The organism is Nocardia vinacea NBRC 16497, assembly GCF_000308835.1.
GTDB lineage: Bacteria > Actinomycetota > Actinomycetes > Mycobacteriales > Mycobacteriaceae > Nocardia > Nocardia vinacea.
In genome coordinates this window covers 54,756-72,897 of the sequence record NZ_BAGN01000050.1, presented here as the reverse complement: position 1 = coordinate 72,897, position 18,142 = coordinate 54,756, and the positions used below count along the sequence as shown (strand labels likewise).

Annotated in this window: 19 protein-coding genes; 13 read left to right on the top strand and 6 right to left on the bottom strand. The window is 65.2% G+C overall.

The genetic code is table 11. The annotated features are described in order from the left end of the window. Positions 1-188: 188 nt before the first annotated feature. Both ON44_RS06050 and ON44_RS06045 read right to left on the bottom strand, forming a co-directional pair. Positions 189-1,475 carry a thymidine phosphorylase gene (locus ON44_RS06050; protein ID WP_051181612.1) on the bottom strand — a complete coding sequence of 429 codons (1,287 nt, stop codon included), beginning with the start codon at positions 1,473-1,475 and terminating at the stop codon, positions 189-191. Positions 1,476-1,847: 372 nt separating this feature from the next. After that, on the bottom strand, positions 1,848-2,243 hold the full coding sequence (locus ON44_RS06045; RefSeq protein WP_040686836.1) for a cytidine deaminase: 396 nt from the start codon (positions 2,241-2,243) through the stop codon (positions 1,848-1,850). Positions 2,244-2,442: 199 nt separating this feature from the next. On the opposite strand from ON44_RS06045, the gene ON44_RS06040 reads away from it, so the two are divergent. From ON44_RS06040 to ON44_RS06010, 7 genes are all read left to right on the top strand, one after another. Continuing rightward, positions 2,443-2,946, top strand: a complete 504-nt coding sequence (locus ON44_RS06040; protein ID WP_245567023.1) for a RipA family octameric membrane protein — start codon at positions 2,443-2,445, stop codon at positions 2,944-2,946. A 15-nt stretch (positions 2,947-2,961) separates the two neighbouring features. Further along, entirely contained in the window at positions 2,962-4,392 is a 1,431-nt protein-coding gene (locus tag ON44_RS06035) for a polysaccharide deacetylase family protein (protein WP_040686834.1), read from the top strand. Between the two features lie 521 nt (positions 4,393-4,913). Further along, the gene (sdhC, locus tag ON44_RS06030; RefSeq protein ID WP_083897678.1) at positions 4,914-5,312 is read left to right on the top strand and encodes a succinate dehydrogenase, cytochrome b556 subunit; all 399 of its coding nucleotides are present in this window, start codon (positions 4,914-4,916) and stop codon (positions 5,310-5,312) included. Positions 5,313-5,396: 84 nt separating this feature from the next. After that, positions 5,397-5,828, top strand: a complete 432-nt coding sequence (locus tag ON44_RS06025) for a succinate dehydrogenase hydrophobic membrane anchor subunit (protein ID WP_040686830.1) — start codon at positions 5,397-5,399, stop codon at positions 5,826-5,828. A 93-nt stretch (positions 5,829-5,921) separates the two neighbouring features. Beyond that, positions 5,922-7,688, top strand: coding sequence for a succinate dehydrogenase flavoprotein subunit (gene sdhA / locus ON44_RS06020; RefSeq protein WP_085998485.1), 1,767 nt, complete (start codon positions 5,922-5,924; stop codon positions 7,686-7,688). Continuing rightward, positions 7,688-8,458, top strand: a complete 771-nt coding sequence (locus ON44_RS06015; protein WP_040686828.1) for a succinate dehydrogenase iron-sulfur subunit — start codon at positions 7,688-7,690, stop codon at positions 8,456-8,458. Before sdhA ends, ON44_RS06015 begins: the two co-directional genes overlap by 1 nt. Positions 8,459-8,548: 90 nt before the next feature. Further along, positions 8,549-8,881, top strand: coding sequence for a GNAT family N-acetyltransferase (locus tag ON44_RS06010; protein WP_040686864.1), 333 nt, complete (start codon positions 8,549-8,551; stop codon positions 8,879-8,881). A gap of 5 nt (positions 8,882-8,886) precedes the next feature. Here the strand turns inward: ON44_RS06010 and ON44_RS06005 are convergent, their stop codons facing one another. Next, a complete protein-coding gene (locus ON44_RS06005; RefSeq protein WP_040686826.1) occupies positions 8,887-9,570 on the bottom strand; it encodes a JAB domain-containing protein in 684 nt (227 codons plus the stop codon). A gap of 207 nt (positions 9,571-9,777) precedes the next feature. Between ON44_RS06005 and ON44_RS06000 the strand changes: the two genes are divergently transcribed. Then, entirely contained in the window at positions 9,778-11,217 is a 1,440-nt protein-coding gene (locus ON44_RS06000) for an alpha/beta hydrolase (protein ID WP_051181603.1), read from the top strand. 6 nt (positions 11,218-11,223) lie between these two features. Here ON44_RS06000 and ON44_RS05995 read toward each other — a convergent pair whose 3' ends face one another. Then, positions 11,224-11,427 (bottom strand): type II toxin-antitoxin system VapB family antitoxin, encoded by a 204-nt coding sequence (locus ON44_RS05995; protein ID WP_040686823.1) that lies wholly within the window; start codon positions 11,425-11,427, stop codon positions 11,224-11,226. 118 nt (positions 11,428-11,545) lie between these two features. Here ON44_RS05995 and ON44_RS05990 point away from each other — a divergent pair, with 118 nt between their 5' ends. The 3 genes from ON44_RS05990 to ON44_RS05980 all read left to right on the top strand — a co-directional run bounded on the left by ON44_RS05990 (position 11,546) and on the right by ON44_RS05980 (position 13,942). Continuing rightward, a complete protein-coding gene (locus ON44_RS05990; protein WP_040686821.1) occupies positions 11,546-12,106 on the top strand; it encodes a DUF4396 domain-containing protein in 561 nt (186 codons plus the stop codon). A gap of 127 nt (positions 12,107-12,233) precedes the next feature. Next, a complete protein-coding gene (locus ON44_RS05985; protein WP_040686820.1) occupies positions 12,234-13,127 on the top strand; it encodes a phenylalanine 4-monooxygenase in 894 nt (297 codons plus the stop codon). A 143-nt stretch (positions 13,128-13,270) separates the two neighbouring features. After that, complete coding sequence (locus ON44_RS05980) at positions 13,271-13,942, top strand: ester cyclase (RefSeq protein ID WP_040686818.1); 672 nt, start codon at positions 13,271-13,273, stop codon at positions 13,940-13,942. 22 nt (positions 13,943-13,964) lie between these two features. On the opposite strand, the gene ON44_RS05975 is transcribed toward ON44_RS05980, so the two are convergent. After that, positions 13,965-14,570 (bottom strand): TetR family transcriptional regulator, encoded by a 606-nt coding sequence (locus tag ON44_RS05975; protein ID WP_040686817.1) that lies wholly within the window; start codon positions 14,568-14,570, stop codon positions 13,965-13,967. Next, positions 14,560-16,104, bottom strand: coding sequence for an MFS transporter (locus ON44_RS05970; RefSeq protein WP_040686815.1), 1,545 nt, complete (start codon positions 16,102-16,104; stop codon positions 14,560-14,562). The genes ON44_RS05975 and ON44_RS05970 overlap by 11 nt, the downstream gene beginning before the upstream one ends. 126 nt (positions 16,105-16,230) lie before the next feature. Here ON44_RS05970 and ON44_RS05965 point away from each other — a divergent pair, with 126 nt between their 5' ends. Together ON44_RS05965 and ON44_RS05960 are read left to right on the top strand one after the other, a co-directional pair. Next, positions 16,231-17,526, top strand: a complete 1,296-nt coding sequence (locus ON44_RS05965; RefSeq protein ID WP_040686813.1) for a D-alanyl-D-alanine carboxypeptidase family protein — start codon at positions 16,231-16,233, stop codon at positions 17,524-17,526. A gap of 49 nt (positions 17,527-17,575) precedes the next feature. Continuing rightward, on the top strand, positions 17,576-17,872 hold the full coding sequence (locus ON44_RS05960) for a hypothetical protein (RefSeq protein WP_040686809.1): 297 nt from the start codon (positions 17,576-17,578) through the stop codon (positions 17,870-17,872). Positions 17,873-18,142 lie beyond the last annotated feature (270 nt).

Sequence of the window (18,142 nt, the reverse complement as noted above, 5' to 3'; positions counted from 1 at the left end):
CACGATTCACGCACCAACCGAACCCGACACCGCCAGGCAAAGTTCACGCACCGAACGAATTCACGCACACCAGGGATTCACGCGCACCAGGGAATCGCGCGCACCATACGAATTCGCGTGCCGACGAACTCGCGCGCCGGGCGAACTCGCGCGCCGGGCGAACTCGGGTGCGGTGGTGGGCTGTGGTGTCAGGGGGCGATCCGGTCCAGGATCAAGGGGGCTTGCGGTGGGGGTGCGGTTCCGATGGTGAAGGAGTTTTCGAGGGCGGCGAGGGCGCCGGGGAAGGCTTCCGGGGTGTCGGTGTGCAGGGTGAGCAGGGGCTCGCCGGTGGTTACGGAATCGCCTGGCTTGGCGTGCATTTCGATGCCTGCGCCGAATTGGACAGGGTCGCCCTGGCGTGCTCGCCCCGCGCCGAGTCGCCAGGTGGCGATGCCGACGGCCATCGCATCGAGGCGGGTGAGCACACCGTCTCGTTCGGCCCGAATGACTTCGGTGTGCTTCGCACGCGGCAGGGGCGCGTCCGGATCGCCGCCTTGGGCCTGAATCATGGCGCGCCAATGGTCCATCGCGCGACCATCGGCGAGGGCGTCGGCCGGGTCGATATCGAGTCCGGCCTGGGCGACCATCTCGCGGGCGAGGGTGAGCGTCAGCTCGACGATGTCGGCGGGGCCACCGCCCGCGAGCACCTCCACAGATTCGGCGACCTCGAGAGCATTGCCCGCGGTGCGACCGAGCGGGGTGTCCATCGCGGTCAGCAATGCCACCGTCCGCACCCCGGCATCGGTGCCGAGTTCGACCATGGCCGTTGCCAATTCGCGCGCACCGTCCAGAGTTTTCAGAAAAGCTCCGGAGCCGACCTTCACATCGAGTACGAGCGCGGCGGTCCCTTCCGCGATCTTCTTGCTCATGATCGAGCTGGCGATCAGCGGTATGGATTCGACGGTCCCGGTGACATCGCGCAACGCGTACAGCCGCTTATCGGCGGGGGCGAGATCGGCACCCGCCGCGCACACCACCGCGCCGATGCCGGGATCGGACAGGATCTCCCGCATCCGCGCCACCGGCACGTCGGCCCGCCACCCCGGGATCGCCTCCAGCTTGTCCAGCGTCCCGCCGGTATGCCCCAGTCCGCGCCCGGAAAGCTGCGGCACGGCGGCCCCGCACGCCGCGACCAACGGCGCCAGTGGCAACGTGATCTTGTCCCCCACCCCGCCGGTCGAATGCTTGTCCACCGTCGGCCGCGGCAGATCGGTGAAGTCCATCCGACGGCCCGAGGCGATCATGGCATTCGTCCACCGCGCGGTCTCCCGTCGCGTCATCCCCCGCCACACGATGGCCATCGCCAACGCCGCCATCTGCTCGTCGGCCACCGCCCCCCTGGTGAATCCATCCACCACCCAATCGATCTGCGCGTCCGACAGTTCCCCGCCGTCCCGCTTGGTCGTAATGATCGAAACCGCGTCCACTGCCGTCACACCGGCAAGTCTGGCACGCAACACGCTCGCCCCCGGAACATGTCGATAGCCTCAGCGCATCATCGAGTCGACGTTCGGGGGAGCAATGACGCACGCACACATGGACCGCCTGGTTTCGAAGCTGGAGGTTCGAGTCGACGAGATCGAAACCAGCCACGGCGACGCGCTCTACGGTTTGGCCAGAGACCTCCGGGGGCTGAAGATCTTCACGAACCGGCTCGCGGTTCAGACGAGCACCATCGGAGCGGGCATTGCGCTGATGATGCAGCGGATGGGCTGCCGCCGATTCAGGTCACCGGCGTCGAGATGCCGACGGAAGCCGAAATGGACGCGTCATTCGAAGCGGATTGCTGAGGGCGGCATTCGTTCGCGCTATATCTGCCCGGCATCCAGATCGTCGGGACCGAAGGCATCGGGCAACAGGGTTCGGAGTGGTACGGGTCCGGCCTTGTGGTCGACCAGGAGATCGGGGCCGCCGTGTTCGTAGAGCAGCTGACGGCAACGGCCGCAAGGCATCAGGATTTCGCCGCGGGAATCGGTGACCGAGAGTGCGAGCAACCGGCCACCACCGCCTGCGAACAGGTTCCCGATCAGTACGCATTCGGCGCAGAGGCCCAATCCATAGGAGACATTTTCCACATTGCAGCCGACGACCACCCGGCCGTCGACCAGCCCGGCCGCCCCGACCGGGAATCGCGAATACGGCGCGTACGCTCGCCGCATCACCTCATATGCGCTGGTTCGTAATAGTTTCCAGTCGATATCCACGTGTTCGCCACCTTCCGTGGTCGAGGGCGGTTATGGAGTGGCCGACTCGGCCCGCCTCGGCTGATCGGATTGTCCCGTCTCGGCCCGTTGTCGCCCAGCTCGGCCCACCACCGATCATGGATCCGTCCAGATTCCGATGCGCGGCAACAGATTTCGGATATCATCGAATTCCCTTCGGCCCCTTCGGAAGGCGGCTTCGGTGTCCAGCCCGATCAGCGACGGCCTGTGGAATTCGCACGTCACGCCCGAGAGCTATGCAGGCCGATACCACGACACGGTGCTCGAGCAGTACAAGCTGTATGTCGAGATGGCCGACCGGGTCAGCGCCCGTCGCAGCATGACCAACAGCTTCTTTCTCACCCTCAACACCAGCGCCTTCACCATCATCGGCGTCCTACTGCAACTCCATCCGGGCCGCGCGGAGTGGATGCTGGCGTTCCCGACGTCGGCGCTGGTCGTGCAGTGCGGGGCCTGGTATTACCTGCTGCGGTCCTACCGTCAGCTCAATGCGGCCAAATATCAGGTCGTCGGCGCGCTGGAGGAGCGACTGCCCGCGTCACCTTACTGGCGTGCGGAGTGGACCGCACTCGGTCAGGGCCGTAACCGACGTCTCTACCGGCCGCTCACCCACCTAGAGCAGTGGGTGCCGGTGATATTCGCGCTCACCTACGTGATCACCTACGCCGTTGCCGTGCTGATGTGAACGGGGGATATCGGCATGACCGCGGAGGACCTCCGGCAACGGGTGCGCGCGACGGAATCGAAGGCACTGTGGTCCGGACTGGGCAACACCGCACTGGCGCTGCCGTGGTCGGCGGCGATCATCGGACTGATCTTCTTCGCCCCGGAACCGCTGTACAACGGTTTTCCGGAGGTGCCCTTGTCGACGTGGCATCAGCTCGTGCTGTTCCCGGCGGTGCCGTGCGGGTTCGGGTTGTGGTCGCGCGTCTCCGAAGGGGTGCAGGACTGGTATGCCTGGTACAGCGCGCATCGGGTGCGCCGCAACGTCGACCGCCATCCCGACCGCGCCGCACTGCTGGTGCCGCCGCTCGAGACGCATCTGAACGAACTGCGAGCGATCCGGGGGCACCGTCAGGTGGCCCTCCGGCGGGTGCTGTGGATCGTGTTTCCGATCGGTCTGATCATTGCGGTGCTGGTCTTCGGCGTACAGGTCGAGGACCCCGACGGCACGCTGCGCGATGCTCCGGAAGCCGTGGTGCCGACGATCGCGGTACTCGTGGCGTTGTCGCTCATCATCATCGCGGTCGCACTACCACGCTGGCGTCGCTGGTACGCGGCGTATACCGCCGAGAAGTGGTCGGGTGACCCGGCATACGCCGCGGCGCTCAGTCATCTCGGTCCCGACCCCCAGCAGGTTCGCGCGTCCGACATTCCCCCGTTGCGCGTGCAGTTCGTGAATCCGAAGTCGGTCGACTACCGGTTGACCGTGGTGTCGTCGGCACGCAATGTGTTCAAATCACCGCCGCTGAAGATCGCCTATCTGCGACTGTTCGAGAACCAGGCCAGAGTCCGCAATTTCCTGCATGGCGCGTGGCGCGAATTCGGCTACGTCTACATTCTGCGCAGCTCGGGTTCGGTCAGCCCGGCGGAGATTGCCCGAGCACGGGCCGACAACGCGATACGCACCATGTTCGCCACATCGCCGCGCACCTTTCGTACCGCACTCGCCGGATTCGAATCCGATCCGCTGCCACCGGGTAAGCATCGGCTGACCGGGATCACCAACATGCCCGAACGCGTGGACGATCCAGCCGGGAGCTACCCCGTCCGCGCGCTGCTCTGCCACGGCAGTTTCTGGAAGAATGCGGTCGACCTGCTGTTGGCCAGAGTCGACCTGGTGGCGGTCGATCTGTCGGGATATGTTCCGGCCAACACCGGAACACAGTTCGAACTGCAGCGAGTGATCGACCGCTTTCCGATCAATCGCGCGGTGCTGCTCTGCGATGCGGGCAGCGACCGCGCGTTCATCGAGGCGCAGGTGCGCTATCACTGGTCGCAGATGGCTTCGGGTTCACCCAACGCGGGGACCGTCGAACGCACGATCCTGGTCGCAGTCACGGGTGCTGGGCGTCCCGCGGACCGCGAACTCATGACGCGGTTGCTGGAACGACGCCGACGGACGTCGTAGCGAAATTCGGCTGTAGCCGACCGGTATCTGCGATAGTTCTCTGTTACCGATGAGTAGGTTCTCGCCCGTCGAATGAGACATTTTCCACATTGCCGACGCTCACAATTCGGCCCGCTGAACTGAGAGCCCCGGCGCCGACCAGAAACCGCGAGTTCGATACATAGGCATTGCGCATAACTTGAATTGCCTTGTCGCGCAAGATTTTTCAGCGACAGTCCGATATCGGCGACCCTTCGGGAACCGAGCCGCACATGCCCGCGCAGGGGCCACGGCGCAACCCATTACACATCAAGAAAGGTAAACCTAACTCGCTCGACTGTAGCGCAACGCACGGCCTGCCGAATTAGTTCCGCGATTGCGAGGGGATTAGAGTCCAGAACAGATCGGTTCAGGTTCCCGGCGGCGGGCCCCGCGCGAGCTATTTGGAGCAGCAAAGCGCAGCCACCTGGGCATTTACATCCACGTCGCCTGCCTCGGACTTGCAACCGGGTCCATCAACGACGTTGGAGGCACCGCACTCTATGACCACGATAGAAGCTCCGGCACAGCCGAAGCGGAAGACGCTGTACCGAGGCGACCCCGGAATGTGGTCCTGGGCGCTGCACCGGATCACCGGTGTCACCATCTTCTTCTTCCTCTTCGTGCACGTCTTGGACACCGCACTCGTTCGGGTCAGCCCCGATACCTACGACCACGCCATCGAGATCTACAAGAACCCCCTCGTCGCGCTGATGGAGATGGGCCTTGTCGTCTGCGTGCTGTTCCACGCGCTCAACGGCGTACGCGTGATCCTGGTCGACTTCTGGGGCAAGGGCCCGAAGTACCAGAAGACGATGCTCTGGGTGATTCTCGCCATCTGGTTCCTGCTGGTGGTTCCGGCCGTCGGCCGCCAGTTCTTCTACCTGTTCACGGAGCACTGATCCCATGAGTGAGCGAAGCGAACGAATCATGAACACAGCCGCCGGTGCGGTCATGCCGGAGCCGAGCGTCAGCGAGGCGCAGGCATGAGCGCACCTGTCCTCGGTAAGAGCTACGACCGGCCCGCGAGCCTGGACCTCCCCCGCTCGCCGCGTGCCCGCTCCAACAACAACTTCGAGAAGTACGCGTGGCTGTTCATGCGCTTCTCCGGCCTGCTGCTGATCGTGCTGGTCCTCGGCCACATGACGATCATGCTGCTGCTCGACGGCGGCGTGAAGCGCCTGAACTTCGCCTTCGTGGCCGGCCGCTGGTCCAGCCCGTTCTGGCAGTTCTGGGATCTGAGCATGCTCTGGCTGGCCCAGCTGCACGGAGGCAACGGCCTGCGCACCGTGATCGCGGACTACTCGCGCAAGGACTCGACCCGGTTCTGGCTGAACACCCTGCTGGCCATTTCGATGATCCTGATCGTGGGCGTCGGCACCTACGTCATCTTCACCTTCGACCCCAACATCAGTTAGGAACAGGCGAACTCCGATGAGTGAGCGCAGCGAACGAATCATCGACACAGCGTGTTTCACACATGCCGGAGCCGAGCGCAGCGAGGTGGAGGCATGAGTGAATCCCGGATTCAGGAGCACCGCTACGACGTCGTCATCGTCGGTGCCGGTGGCGCCGGTATGCGCGCGGCGATCGAGGCCGGTCCCCGGGCCCGCACCGCCGTTCTGACGAAGCTCTACCCGACCCGCAGCCACACCGGTGCTGCACAGGGTGGCATGTGCGCCGCGCTGGCCAATGTCGAAGAAGACAACTGGGAATGGCACACCTTCGACACCGTCAAGGGTGGTGACTACCTGGTCGACCAGGACGCCGCGGAGATCATGGCCAAAGAGGCCATCGACGCGGTGATGGACCTGGAGAAGATGGGTCTGCCGTTCAACCGCACGCCCGAGGGCAAGATCGACCAGCGGCGCTTCGGTGGTCACACCCGCGATCACGGCAAGGCCCCGGTCCGCCGCGCGTGCTACGCCGCCGACCGCACCGGCCACATGATCCTGCAGACGCTGTACCAGAACTGCGTCAAGCACGACGTGGAGTTCTTCAACGAGTTCTATGTGCTCGACCTGGTCATGTCCGAGTCCGACCGCGGTCCGGTCGCGACCGGTGTGGTCGCCTACGAGCTGGCCACCGGCGAACTGCATGTCTTCCACGCGAAGTCGATCATCTTCGCCACCGGCGGTTCCGGCCGGATGTACAAGACCACCTCGAACGCGCACACGCTGACCGGTGACGGTATGGCGATCGTGTTCCGCAAGGGTCTGCCGCTGGAGGATATGGAGTTCCACCAGTTCCACCCGACAGGCCTGGCCGGCCTGGGCATTCTGATCTCGGAGGCCGTCCGCGGTGAGGGCGGCATCCTGCGCAATGCCAGCGGTGAGCGCTTCATGGAGCGCTACGCCCCCACCATCAAGGACCTCGCGCCGCGTGACATCGTCGCCCGCTCGATGGTGCTCGAGGTGCTCGAGGGCCGCGGTGCCGGACCGAACAAGGACTACGTCTACATCGACGTGACCCACCTCGGCGAGGACGTGCTCGAGGAAAAGCTGCCCGACATCACCGAATTCGCGCGCACCTACCTGGGTGTGGACCCGGTGAAGGAACTGGTGCCGGTCATGCCGACCTGTCACTACGTGATGGGTGGCATCCCGACCCGGATCCGCGGCGAGGTGCTGCGCAACAACACCGATGTGGTGCCCGGCCTGTACGCCGCCGGTGAGTGCGCGTGCGTCTCGGTACACGGCTCCAACCGCCTCGGCACCAACTCGCTGCTCGACATCAATGTCTTCGGCCGCCGCTCCGGCATCGCCGCCGCGGAGTACGCCCAGCGCACCGAGTTCGTCGAGATGCCGGAAAACCCGGCGCAGATGGTGCAGGACTGGCTGGCCATGCTGCTGTCGGAGCACGGCAACGAGCGCGTCGCGGATATCCGCACCGAACTGCAGTACACGATGGATATGAACGCCGCGGTGTTCCGCACCGAGGACACCCTCAAGCAGGCGCTCACCGATATCCACGCGCTCAAGGACCGCTACACCCGAATCACGGTGCAGGACAAGGGCAAGCGCTACAACAGCGACCTGCTCGAGGCCGTCGAGCTGGGCTTCCTGCTGGAGCTGGCCGAGGTCACCGTGGTTGGCGCGCTCAACCGCAAGGAATCGCGCGGCGGCCACGCCCGCGAGGACTACCCGGACCGCGACGACGTCAACTTCATGCGGCACACGATGGCCTACAAGGAGGGTGCGGAGCTCATCTCCGATATCCGCCTCGACTTCAAGCCGGTGGTGCAGACCCGCTACGAGCCGATGGAGCGTAAGTACTGATGACTGCCGTACTCGAAACACCTCCGCAGAAGGCCGCACCGGTTCCCGAGGGCTCGGTCATGGTCGACGTCAAGGTCGCCCGGTTCAACCCGGAGGACGACAAGGGCGCGCACTGGGAGACCTTCCAGGTGCCGGTCCTGCCGACCGACCGCTTCCTGAACGTGCTCATCTACATCAAGTCCTACCTGGACGGCACGCTCACCTTCCGGCGCTCCTGCGCGCACGGTGTCTGCGGTTCGGATGCCATGCGGATCAACGGCGTGAACCGGCTGGCCTGCAAGGTACTGATGAAGGACATGCTGCCCAAGAGCGGCAAGACCCTCACCATCACCGTCGAGCCGATCCGCGGCCTGCCCGTGGAGAAGGACCTCGTGGTCAACATGGAGCCGTTCTTCGACGCGTTCCGTGCCGTGAAGCCCTACCTGATCACCTCGGGTAACGAGCCCACCCGCGAACGCATCCAGAGCCAGGCCGACCGCGCCCGGTTCGACGACACCACCAAGTGCATCCTGTGCGCCTGCTGCACCACCTCCTGCCCCGTGTACTGGAGCGACGGCAGCTACTTCGGCCCGGCCGCGATCGTGAACGCACACCGCTTCATCTTCGACAGCCGCGACGAAGGCGCCCGCGAACGCCTCGACATCCTCAACGACGTCGAAGGTGTCTGGCGCTGCCGCACCACCTTCAACTGCACCGACGCCTGCCCCCGCGGCATCGAGGTCACCAAGGCCATCCAGGAAGTCAAGCGCGCACTGCTGTTCGCCCGCTGACCCGAGGCACCCGAAGGCCGCCCGTATCGAAAGATGCAGGCGGCCTTCGTCGTCTGCAATAAACGGCGGTACGTATGCGTTCCAGGGGGCATGAGTGAACCGAAAGTAGAGGTAGTCGGCGTTCCCACGCGCAATGCGTACGAGATCCGACTCGATGGCACGACAGTTGGCGAGGAGCTGTATTTCGATGACGGTGCGCATCGTGTGTTCTATGCGACCGAGGTCGATCCGGCGTTCGGTGGACGGGGATTGGGCAGCATACTGATCCACGACGCGCTGGCGGACACGGTGGCGAGCGGCCGCCGGATCGTACCGGTGTGCCCGTTCGTGGTGCGGTGGGTCACCAGGCACGACGACTTCGCGGCAAGTGTTGACGAGCCGACACCCGCACTGCTGCAACGCATTCCGGCACTACCCCGCTGACCGCATCACGCGCCGGACCGATGCAGCGGTGCGGCGCTCGCCCACCCCTCACCCGCGATCACCACGTGGTCCAGAAAGCGCAGGCCGACGGTGCGGGCGGATTCGATGAGCAAGGTGGTCGCGCGACGGTCGTCGAAACTGGGGACCGGGTCGCCGGACGGGTGATTGTGCACGACCGCGAAGGCGCGACCATCGTGGCGCAGCACGGTATTCAGGATTTCACGGACCGGAACGGCGACCTGATCGATCGCACCCTCGGCGACGAATACCTTGTGCCGCAATCGATTCTGCGCATCACACACCAGCACCAGCAGCCGTTCGACGCGGGCGCCTGCGAACAGCGGCAGCACCACCCGGACGACATCGGCGGCGGCATCCAGGCGCGGGGCGGTTTCCGGACTGTTGCGGGCCCTGGTGGCGAGGTGGAAGGCGGCGATGATGGCCGCGGCCTTGGCCTCCCCGACGCCCGCGCGCCGCGATAATTCCTCCGGCCGCGCGGCAGCCAGACCGGCGATGCCGCCGTGCTCGGCGATCAGTTCGGCGGCCATATCCAGTGCGCTTTCGCCCCGGCGCCCCTGACGCAGCAGCACGGCGAGCAATTCGCTGTCGCTGAGCGCGTGCGGGCCGAGCGTGAGCAGCCGTTCCCGTGGACGTTGACCGGATGGCAATTTGGCGATGGGTACCGACATCAATCCCCCTCGAATGCGGTGCGATCCTGCGCATCATGCCAGCACCCACCGACAGGTCGGACGCGATGGCGACCATGGTCTGCGCACCGTGACCGGGTCGGGCAGACTGAGTGCGCAGGTCCAACCATGGGGGGCGAATGTTCGACTGGCGCAGGCGGAGTGCGCGGCACATCGGACTCGCCGCAGTCTTTCTCGTAGCCGCCTGCGGTGCGCAGGCCCAGCCCGAGCAGAGCCTCGACAACACCGCGGGCATCGGCAAGTACTACCACCAAACACTGGTGTGGCGCTCGTGCGACGGTTTCGAGAACGGCGCGCCTCACCGGACTCGAATGCGCCCGCGTCACCGTTCCCATCGATTACGCCGAGCCCGACGGCAAAACCGCGCGCCTCGCGATCTCGCGATTACGCGCACGCGGACAGAAGGTCGCCTCGATCCTCACCAACCCGGGTGGACCCGGTGGTATCGGCGTGACGCTGCCCGCCGACCTCGCGCAGACACCGCTGGCGGAACGCTTCGATGTGATCGGCATCGATCTGCGCGGACTCGGTGCGTCCACGCCGAAGCTCATCTGCGATACGCCCGAGGAGTTGGCGGCCGAACGTGCCGGTCTGACAGGGGTATACGTGCCGTTCTGGATGTCACAGGCCGAACACGACAGCATGGATCTGGCCGCGAAGTGCGTGCAGCGCACCGGGTTGGCACTGCTGTCACATGTCGGAACCGCCGAGTCCGCCGCCGACCTCGACATCGTCCGGGCGGCGCTCGGTGAGGAGAAGCTGACCTACTTCGGCGTCTCCTACGGCACGCGACTCGGCTCGACCTATGCCGAGATGTTCCCGGATCGGGTGCGCGCCATGGTCCTGGACGGCGCGGCCGATCCGGCCACCAATATCGCCGATCCGGTGATCGTCTATGCCGGTCTGCAACGGGCTTTCAACGCATATGCCGCCGACTGCGTGAAAGCGCCGGACTGTCCGATCGGCACCGATCCGGCCAAGGCGTCCGAGCGCATGGCGGCATTGCTGCGGCCGCTGGCCGACCGCCCCGCCACCACGAACAACGGTCGCGGCCTCGGCTATTCGGACGCCACGACCGGGGTGATCTCGACCATGTACACCTCGCGGGCCTGGCCGGTGCTGACCCGCGGCCTCACCGAACTGACCAAGGGCCACGGCGATATTCTGCTCACCCTGGCCGACAGTTATCTCGCGCCCGAGTCGGTGGACACCGGTTACCAGACCGCCGTGAGCTGCCTCGACGACACCCGGATCGCCGATCGGAAGAGCGCGCTCGAACTGGACCGGCGGGTCCGCGCCGCTGCCCCGGCGTTCGACAGCGGCCGCGCGGCCGATTGGGTTCCGTTCCGCGCCTGCACCTTCTGGCCCGTTCCACCGACCGGCCGCCCGCATACCCCGACGGTGACCGGCCTGCCGAAGTTGGTGGTCGTCTCCTCCACCGGCGATCCGGTCACGCCGTACCAGGGCGCGACGAATCTCGCCCGCGCGCTGGGCGCCACGTTGGTCACTTATGAAGGCATCCAACATGGTTCGTTCCTGAACGGCGTCGAATGCGTCGACGAACCGGTCCTGAAGTACCTGATCGAGCTGACCCCGCCCCAGGAAGGGCTGCGCTGCCCGACGCGGTGAGCCCGATCAGCCGTCGGCAACCGCGATCTCGGGTCCGGGCAGGGGGGACAGCACACCGGCAGCCAATCGCTGCAGATGGTGAAGTTGCCGCTCGTGCACAACGATTCGGCGCAGCGCCTCGTTGATGGTGGCGCTGCTCGTCGACGTGCCCATGATGGCGGCCGCGGCGGCGAGCAGTTTCTGGTCGAGATCGATCCGCACGGATTTCATGCGCCCTCCTTCGTACATTCGCCATATTGCTTTATCCGGCCCGCTGATGTCTGGCAAATCGGGCACAAGGCCGGAATCCACATTTGACTAATTACCCTACGGGGGTATAGTTCCCCGCATGGAGCACGAGCACGGAACGCCCGTCGAACACCACGAACATGTCGGGCACACAGCACATTCCGCGCATGAGGCAGCCGCCGGGCATACTCAGCACGCAAACACCGAGCATCACGCTCCGGCGTCCTGGCGGATGGCCGCCCAGGCCACCCTGCACTGCCTCACCGGCTGTGCGATCGGCGAAATCCTCGGCATGGTGATCGGCACCGCACTCGGCTGGAACAACACCGCGACCATGGTGTTGGCGATCGTCCTTGCCTTCTTCTTCGGCTACGCACTGACCATGCGCGGCGTACTGAAGGCGGGTCTGCCGCTGGCCGCCGCCATCACCACCGCGCTGGCCGCCGATACGGTCTCGATCACGGTCATGGAAATCGTCGACAATGCCGTCATCCTCGCCGTGCCCGGCGCCATGGACGCACACCTGGATACGGTCATGTTCTGGGCCACGCTCGCCTTCTCCCTGGTGGTGGCCTTCATCCTCACCACGCCGGTCAACAAGTGGATGATCGGCCGCGGCATGGGCCATGCGGTGGTGCACGAATTGCACGGCCACCACTGATCAGCTCGCCGCCACAGGAGCCGGTCTACTGCCGGTAATAACGTGAAGAAACCCGCCCAGCTAGGCAGTTTGACCAGCTGGGCGGGCTTTTGTTGTCGCAAAGACCCAGCGGTGCTTGCATCGACGTATGTTCACCGAAGCTCAGCTTTACTCGCCGGTGACCCGATCCGGCGATGGCGATGTCTTGGTGCACCTGAGCGACGAGCACCCCGGCGTGCACGATCCGGATTACCGCGCCCGCCGCAATGCGATCGCCGCGCTGGCACTGGATTACACACCGGATAAACCGTTGCCACATATCGACTACACCGATGAGGAACAGCAGGTGTGGCGCATCGTGTCGGCCGAACTCGCCCGCAAACACCAGAAGTACGCCGCCACCGAGGTGCTCGCGGCCGCGGCCCGGCTCGATTTGCCGAGAGATCACATTCCGCAGCTCGACGAGGTCTCCGCGGCGCTGACCCCGCTGACCGGATTCCGCTACGTGCCTGCCGCGGGCCTGGTGCCGCTGCGCGAGTTCTTCGGCTCCTTCGCCGACCGGACCTTCCACTCGACCCAGTACATCCGGCACCATTCGGCCCCGCTGTACACCCCGGAACCCGATGCCATCCACGAGATCATTGGGCACGCCAATCAGATAGCCAGCCCGCGCTTCGCCGCCATCTACGAGGCGGTCGGCGCGGCCGTCGCCCGGCTGACCACCGAGACGGCGCTGAAATTTCTCGCCGATGTGTTCTGGTTCTCCATGGAGTTCGGCGTGGTTCGGGAGAACGGCGAAATTCGTTGCTACGGGGCCGGATTACTGTCCTCCTACGGCGAGATCGACGAGTTCCAGCACGCCGAGCTGCGACCGCTTGACGTGGCGACGATGGGTACCGCCGTCTACGACATCACGCACTACCAACCGATTCTGTATTGCGCACAGTCGATTTCGGAGATCGAGGATGTGATCGGCGGCTTCTTCGCCACCATGGACGACGATTCACCGCACCGCGCACTGCACACGACGAGCAGAATGTGACACATCATCGTTTAAAACTCGAAAGTTGCTGGTAGACATTAGAGTTCGGTGAATTCGCCCGCCTCATAGACCTGCCGCGACAACAGACCAACCGGCTGTTAGCCTGCCTCGCGTCCGATCTCTTCGAAGGGGCGAGAGCCGAGATGACAGTTGATACAACGGATTCCACACCGGAGACGCCGCTGTGGCTACAGGGCCGGGACGCGGTGGTCGCCGCGACGCCGGCCGAGGATTGGCGCAACGGCGCGCCGGATTACCACCTGACCAGAGAAACCGTGCCGCGCGAGCGCACCACCGACCACGCGGCGGGCTCGCTCGAGGCCGTCGTCGAGGATCTGGTGCGGGTCTTCGAAATGGAGGTCTCGCACAAGAAGGATCCGGCGACCTGGGTTTCGCTGGTCGCCGAGCACTACCGGGGCCGGGTCAACGGCGGGCCGTGGCAGGACGCCGAGGAATTCGCCAGGATCGGCAGCTACAACATCCTGATCGGCGACAACCCGTACTACGAGGTCGAGCAGGAGACCTTCGAGTCCTCCCACGAGACCTTCCACACCGCCTTCCCGAACGGCTTCTTCTGGGAGGTGCTCGAGGTGCTGGCCGGACCACCCGCCGTCACCTTCCGCTGGCGGCACTGGGGCCGCTACGACGGCGAATACAAGGGCAACCAGCCCACCGGCGCATTGATCGAGATGTTCGGCGTGACGATCGCCAGGGTCAGCGACGACCTGCGCATTCTCGAACTCGAGCATTTCTACGACAACAACAAATTGCTCGGCCCATTGGCACACGGGTGCCCGGTTACCAAGTCCGCCTAGGATTTTCGGCCGCTCGGCAGCACTACTGCTTGCCGAGCGGTAACCCCGCCTCCAGGAAATCCAGTGCGTGATTGAGGTTCTCGGCATTCAGCGGGGACAACTTCGCGATGCCGAGCGCGATTCCCGCGATGGCACCGGCGGTCACGCGTATCTCGAAATCGTCCGTATCCCGGCCCATATGATCGGCGAGCAGGCCCGCCATCAGGTCGATGCCGCGTTGCAGTTCCAATCCGATGGCCGCGCGCAGCTCGGGCACGTGATAGAGCAGCGCCTGACGCTCCTGCTCGAATGCCAGCTCGGCGACGGGCAACTCCGCGAACACCCCCGCCACCGCATTGCGGAACGCGGTCAGCGGCGGGATGTCGTGTGGCTGGGCCCGTATCGCATCGATCAGCAGTGGATCGAGATCGTCGGCGAGCACCAGCTGTTCCTTGGTCGGGAAATAGCGGAAGAAGGTGCTGGGTGATACCTCGGCCGCCGCGGCGATCTGCTCGATGGTGGTCTCGGTATAGCCCTGCTCACGGAACAGCCGGAACGCTTCTTCGCGAATCGTCCGGCGGGTCCGTTCCTTCTTCCGCTCGCGCAGGCTCTGCGCGGCCGTCCCGTCCGCGGGCAGCTCAACCGACATGTGTCGATTCTGGCCCATCGACCGGAACCAGCATGTCCGGTATCGCCTTCTCACGTTGTGGTGCGGCCGTGGACCGCCCCGGCAGCACCCGCAGTGCGAGCGGCACCGCCACCGCGCAGAGCGCCGCACACACCCACAGCATCGCGCTCATCCCGCCGACGAACGCCGACTGCACCTGCTCCAGCATGGCCGCGTTGCCGGTCGACTTCGCAACTGCCACACCGGTATTCACGCTGTCGCGAATCGGGTCGACATTCAATGCGCCGAGATCGCCGCGGTAGACGGTAGCCAGCACGGTGCCGAGCACCGCCACCGCGATGGTGCCCGCCGCCTGACGCAACGCCTGCACCAGCGCCGAGCCGACGCCCGCACGGGCCACCTCGAGATTGTCCAACGCGACCGCCATGCCTGCCGGCAGCCCGAGGCCCATGCCCGCGCCGGTCAACCCGACCCATAGGGCCACGAACCAGTACGAGGTCCCGAGTTCGGTCAGTCCGCCCAAACCCATGCCGACTGCCAGCACCGTCAGGCCGAGTGCCACCATGAGCGCCGGTCCCAGTTTCGGCTGCAACCGATCACCCAGCCGCGATCCGATCAGCAGTCCGCCGATCAACGGCAGCAGGCGCACGCCGCTGCCGAGCGCATCCGCGCCGAGGACCGCCTGGAAATACTGCGGCACGGTAAAGAACAGGCCGAACAAACCGAACGTGATGATCACGGTGAACGCCGCGCCCCAGCGGAAGCCGGGGCTGCCGAACAGGCCCAGATCGACCAGCGGGAAGCTCGCGCGCCGCTGCCACGCGATGAATACCGCGACGATCGCGACGCCGCCGAGCAGCGCACCCCAACCGAGCCCATCGCCCCAGCCCTTATCACCGAGCCGGATGAATCCATAAGTGACGCCGACCATGCCGAGAATCGACAGCGCGATGCCCGGCAGATCCATCGGCCGCTGATCCGGGTTCCGCGACTCCGGCACCAGGACCGCGATGGCCAGCACGCCGAGCACCACCATCGGGACATTGATCAGGAATACCGAACCCCACCAGAAGTTATCGATCAGCCAGCCGCCGAGGATCGGACCGAGCGGCAGTCCCAGTGCGGTCGAGGTGACCCAGATGTTCATGGCCTTGGCCCGCTGCGCCGAATCCGGGAACAGCACCGGCAGCACCGCCATCGACAGCGGGATCATGACCGCCGCGGCAATGCCGAGTACCACGCGAGCCTCGATGAGTTGACCGGCGGTGGTGGCGAAGGCGCAGGCCAGCGAGGCCGCGCCGAACAGCACCAGCGCGCCGATCAGCAGCTTCTTGCGGCCGTAACGGTCGCCGAGCGCGCCCGCGGGCAGCATCACGGCCGCGAGCGCCAGTGTGTACGCGGTGCTGAACCACTGCAGCGCGCCGGTGTTCGCGTTCAGGTCGACGGCGAGGGTGGGCAGCGCCACGGTCAGCACGGTCATATCCAGGCCGATGGTCAGCATTGCCAAGGCCAGCGCCCCCAGCGCCAACCAGCGGCGAGTCGAATCTGTCTGCATAGCCCCTCCAGAAATGAGAGTTACATTCATTTGATAGTAGCTCTCATTTAGTAGTTCCTGTCAATACTGGGCGCATTCGTGTCTCAGGACGGCCCACCGCGCGGCCGATCAGTAGGCTCGCAGCCGATGAGCACCCGGGACCTTCGCCTCCTCGTCGCACTCTGCCTCGGTTCTGCACTGGCCATTACGGCCGTGACCTGGGGCCCTGCCGCGACCATTTCGCATGCGACGCCGACGACCACCACTACGACGACGCCGTTCAGCACCCCGAATACCGACAGCTGCCCGCAGAAGACGAAGCCGCCCAACCCGATCGACGAATCCGAGGTCCCCGAACCCGGACAGCCGACACCGACCCCGCTGGCCGTGCCGATTCCACCGGTCGGCGGCTCACGACTGGGTGAATGCGGCGTGGTCATCCCGCGCGGCGCACCGCCGGTGCCGCAGGACATTTCCGCCACGGCCTGGCAGGTATCGGATCTCGATACCGGTGAGGTGCTCGCCGCCAAGGACCCGCACGGGCGCTATCGGCCCGCCAGCACGATCAAGGTGCTGCTCGCGACCGTTGCGCTGCGCAGCCTCGACCTGAACAAGACCGTCATCGGAACACAGGACGACGCGAATGCCGACGGCACCCGCGTCGGCATCGGCCCCGGCGGGCGCTACACCAACCGACAGCTCATGCAGGCGCTGATCATGGCGTCGGGCAACGATGCCGCGCATGCCATCGCCACCCAGCTCGGCGGCGACGCCGCTGCGGTACAGAAGATGAACGATCTAGCAAAGTCGTTGTACGCCTTGGATACTCGCACCGCCAGCCCGTCCGGTCTGGACGGCCCCGGGATGAGCAGCTCGGCCTACGACCTGTCGGTGTTGTTCCGCGAGGCCATGACAATTCCTTTGTTCGCCGAATTCATCCACACCGAGCAAGTCGATTTTCCCGGCTACCCCAAGGACCCGAAAAACCCTGACGACAAAGACCATCCGGGTTTCCCCATCGCCAACGACAACCACCTGCTCTACGACTACGACGGTGCGCTCGGCGGCAAGACCGGTTACACCGACGACGCCAGACAGACCTTCGTCGCCGCCGCCCAACGCGACGGCCGCAGACTCGTCGTGACGCTGCTGAAAGCCGATGTGCTGCCGATACGTCCATGGGAACAGGCCGCACGCCTGCTCGACTATGGTTTCGCCCTGCCGAAGAGCTCCACCGTCGGCAAGCTCCCGGAAACCAAGTCCGGATCCACGAAAGGCACTGCGGGACTCGCCTCCCCACCCCCGAAAGACACCGACCACGAAGCCCAGCCCGCCGATGAATCCGACGACCACGTGGGCACCCGTACGCTATTGCTGGTAGGCGGCGTCATCCTGGTCCTCGCACTCCTGCTCGGAGCCCGCCGCATGAGCCGCCACCGATAGACCGAAGTTCCAAGGAGCTTCGCGGCAGCAGTATGCCAAGATCGTCGATATGGGGATCGTCGGTCGAGGGTTGCAGCGAGTCAACAACTATCTGGAGGCTCCGCCACGCGGACCGCGTTACCACGGCGACAAGAACGATCCCCGCTACCCTTCGCCTCGGGAATGGCGCGTCTTCTTCGCGCCGATCATCGACATCGCACTTCATGCCGGTCTGGCTGCCACCGTGCTGATCAAGGTTTCGGGGCTGGCCGGGGTGGCGCTCGCGATCGGTGATGCCCTCCTGGACGCACGCGGATTGGACTCAATTCGCAGGAGTCACACGGAGTTTGGGATCGACCCCAGGTGAGTGGAGCGGGGTGAGTAGTGTGTCCGGGTATACGACTTTTGTGCCCGTCCACCGGAAGTCCAATTCGTCATCCGTAGGGAACAGCCAGGTTGCAGCCCGCAAGGGAGTGCCACCATGAAGGAATAGATAATAGGCCGTCTCAGGCTGGTCGTCGTCGTAAGGACCCGGCAAGTTCTCCCAGCACATTCCGGGGGTATTCGCGAGTTCGTTCAATTTATCGGCTTTCATGCCCGGCGTAACAACGACCATCGTGTCCCATTCGTCCCGGAG